The sequence below is a fragment of the Nitrosomonas sp. Nm51 genome (assembly GCF_900111165.1).
Taxonomy (GTDB): domain Bacteria; phylum Pseudomonadota; class Gammaproteobacteria; order Burkholderiales; family Nitrosomonadaceae; genus Nitrosomonas.
In genome coordinates this window covers 1-2,751 of sequence record NZ_FOGH01000106.1, presented here as the reverse complement: position 1 = coordinate 2,751, position 2,751 = coordinate 1, and the positions used below count along the sequence as shown (strand labels likewise).

Here is a 2,751-nt window from a genome sequence, read left to right as displayed (position 1 = left end):
AGATCATTGATGCGACCTTTGTGACAGTACCCAAACAACGCAATACGCGAGAAGAAAACAAGATCATCAAGGAAGGTGCAGTTCCGATTGATTGGAGGCAGAATCCCCGCAAGCTGGTAACCGCATGGGAAGTTACATCAGCGGAAGTTCACAATAGTCAGGTTTTGGAAGAAGTACTGCAGCCACCGGAGGTGGGAGGAGCAGATGTTTACGCGGATTCAGCTTATCGCAGTCTGGCGCGGGAAGAAAGTCTGACTGCCACTGGACACACGAGCCGCATTCACGAAAAGGGTACTCGCAATCATCCGCTCACGGATGCGCAAAAATCCAGCAACAAAGAGAAATCACGGGTACGCGCCCGAGTCGAACATGTGTTTGGTTCAATGACGAATGAAATGGGTGGGATCGCTATTCGTACCATAGGGCTTATGAGAGCAAAAGTACAAATCGGTTTGCTCAATCTCGTTTATAACATTAAACGCGTAGCAACGTTGATTCGCAAAAAGTATTTCGGTTTCGACAGGGTTGTTGCGCCCAGAATTGCCTGAAAGAGGCAAAAACGTGACAGTTACAGTCCAATTTTGCCTTGAATTGGAGAAAAATCAAGTTATTAAACAAAAAAATGGTCGGAAATCGAACTAATCGTTCCTCGAGTTGGAATGGCTCGTTTTTTTAGGTATTTTTAGAGGCGCCCTTAAGACATTCTTGCCGGGAGCATATCACGGAGTGTCGTCAGGTTACTTGCAAGAATATCTCAATGCGTTTTGCTGCCGTTTTAACCGGCGAGCATGGGAAGCTGAATTACCCTCCCGTTTCCTAAATGCTTGTTTGTGTCACAATCCAATTAAACTGAAAATAGTTTAGAGGCATATTCTGTAATGAAATGTGTTGCACAATCAAAAACCGTAAAAATTTTAGGGTTTAATGTCAAACTAAACTTTCATTGTCGAAAAATGTAGGTTAGAATCTAAAATGTAATAGCCCGAAAGCCCAAATGTTGTAAAAAAGAAGAGGGGTTGTTATGTATAAAAATAACAATAAACCCAGTAGGTTATGCAAGAAGAAATAGGGAGCCGCTAGATGGTTGTCAAGGCCGCTAGAAAATACTGGGGAGCAGAGTAATCTGTCGTATTTTTTGACACGACCTCACTTTTTGTGTGGTTGTTCAAGTGGTTAAGTCGATTTTTATCGGCTTTTGTTTAGTTGGTGAAATTAAGACAAAATTGTCAACAATTCAATAAGGAGTAAGTTATGAGTGATGAAAACAGAGCAACAGACGCACAAACGCTGAAGCTGATCGGTATCACAACCGCTGCGTTTATCGTAATCGGGCTGATCGTTTACAGTATGTAAATTGGTCGGTTTGGAAAAGTGCACAGGCATCTGTTTCAATGTGTGGACTTATGTCTGTGTACAAATAAGCGATTCGAACAGTTTCAGTTATATTCCGGCAGTCAGCAGCAGTACGAACAGAAAATCCCGCACTTCTTCGGAACCCTCCTCTAAAGCATTTTGTATTTCGTGCTTAAATATTTTTAATCATATACATACCAGAAATATTTTTTCGCTAGAGCGTAAGACCTGAATCGGCAGTCATACAATAGTTGTGCGCGATACATGTGGCGGTCTTAAATTCCATTCAAGTATTATAGCAACAGCGGCTCCAAGCCTGATGCTTGAGCATTTCATTCATCTGTAGTTTTGCTACAGTATTGATCAGTTCGATCATTTCATCGTCAAGTCTCTTTTAATACATAGCATATCATGTCAATACAAACCGAGTGGGCAAGCCAGCAAATGCTTCAATGGTGTCAGTATCTACTCGACAGTTATGCGTATTGGGTCAAACAGGAATTAATACCTCGACAGGGCACAGCATACGACCAAGCGGCGTATTTATTTAACTGTCCATTTGTTGTTGTATCGCATGAGATGCAGCCGGACCCGGTGCTCAATTACGGTAATCGGGCGGCGCTGAACTTGTGGGAAATGAATTGGCGCCAGTTTACGCAGACGCCTTCCCGTTTAACGGCGGAGCCCGTTAAACGGGAAGAACGTGCCAGGATGTTACGACAGGCAAAAACACAAGGTTATATAGCCGATTACCGTGGTGTCAGAATTTCATATACAGGAAAGCGGTTTTTTGTTGATCAGGCGGTCATCTGGAATGTATTGAGTTCTGATGGCAGCGCGATCGGTCAAGGCGCAACGTTTTCTGTTTGGCGTTTCCTGTAATAATTGCAGAAGGTGCATCCATTGAAATTGCATTTGCCTGGCTTATGGTTATTGTATTGATGTAAGTAAACAGACAGACAATCATGAGCGCAGCGTTAACTGCAAAAATTTACCTGATTAGTTATCTGACTCAGAAACCCTCAACATACTGAGTGGAAGAGGATTCGTAGTAACGGCAGCACGCAGCAAGCGTGGTACCATTGCAGCCAAATCAAAGCGGCGATTGAAACGATAAGAAAATTCTGCAAGATAGCGGTGTGCGTACCTGGCGTGATTAAATGCGTGGTATGATGCGTAAAACCCTTCACAGGTGTTAAGCGCATGAAATGCGGCCTGCCTTCGCTATTTGTTTGTATCGCCGCCACAAACGGCGCTTGGCGCTTTACTTGCGGCGCCCCGGCCGCGCTTTCCCCGCTTCTCGCCTCCCAAATAAGCATCATCAATCTCCACACGTCCATCCAGGCGGCGCTGTTCTTCACGCAACAGCATGGTTTGTAACAACTTGTGTTTGACCAA

2 protein-coding genes and 2 pseudogenes are annotated in these 2,751 nt (G+C 44.0%); 3 read left to right on the top strand and 1 reads right to left on the bottom strand.

Translation table 11 applies throughout. The annotated features are described in order from the left end of the window. The 3 genes and pseudogenes from BMY60_RS14915 to BMY60_RS14905 form a co-directional block, all read left to right on the top strand. A partial coding sequence (locus BMY60_RS14915) for a transposase (RefSeq protein ID WP_143057490.1) occupies window positions 1-548 on the top strand: 548 nt, incomplete at its 5' end. Window positions 549-684: 136 nt separating this feature from the next. Beyond that, window positions 685-864, top strand: a pseudogene (locus tag BMY60_RS14910) (IS1595 family transposase); the annotation flags it as partial. A gap of 900 nt (window positions 865-1,764) precedes the next feature. Beyond that, window positions 1,765-2,235, top strand: a complete 471-nt coding sequence (locus BMY60_RS14905) for an MEKHLA domain-containing protein (protein ID WP_177166707.1) — start codon at window positions 1,765-1,767, stop codon at window positions 2,233-2,235. Window positions 2,236-2,352: 117 nt separating this feature from the next. Here BMY60_RS14905 and BMY60_RS16805 read toward each other — a convergent pair. After that, a pseudogene (locus BMY60_RS16805) lies at window positions 2,353-2,751 on the bottom strand (hypothetical protein); the annotation flags it as partial.

Coding starts and splice junctions, on each gene's coding strand:
- BMY60_RS14905 (WP_177166707.1), top strand. CDS start 1,765: ATGTCAATACAAACCGAGTGGGCAAGCCAGCAAATGCTTCAATGGTGT.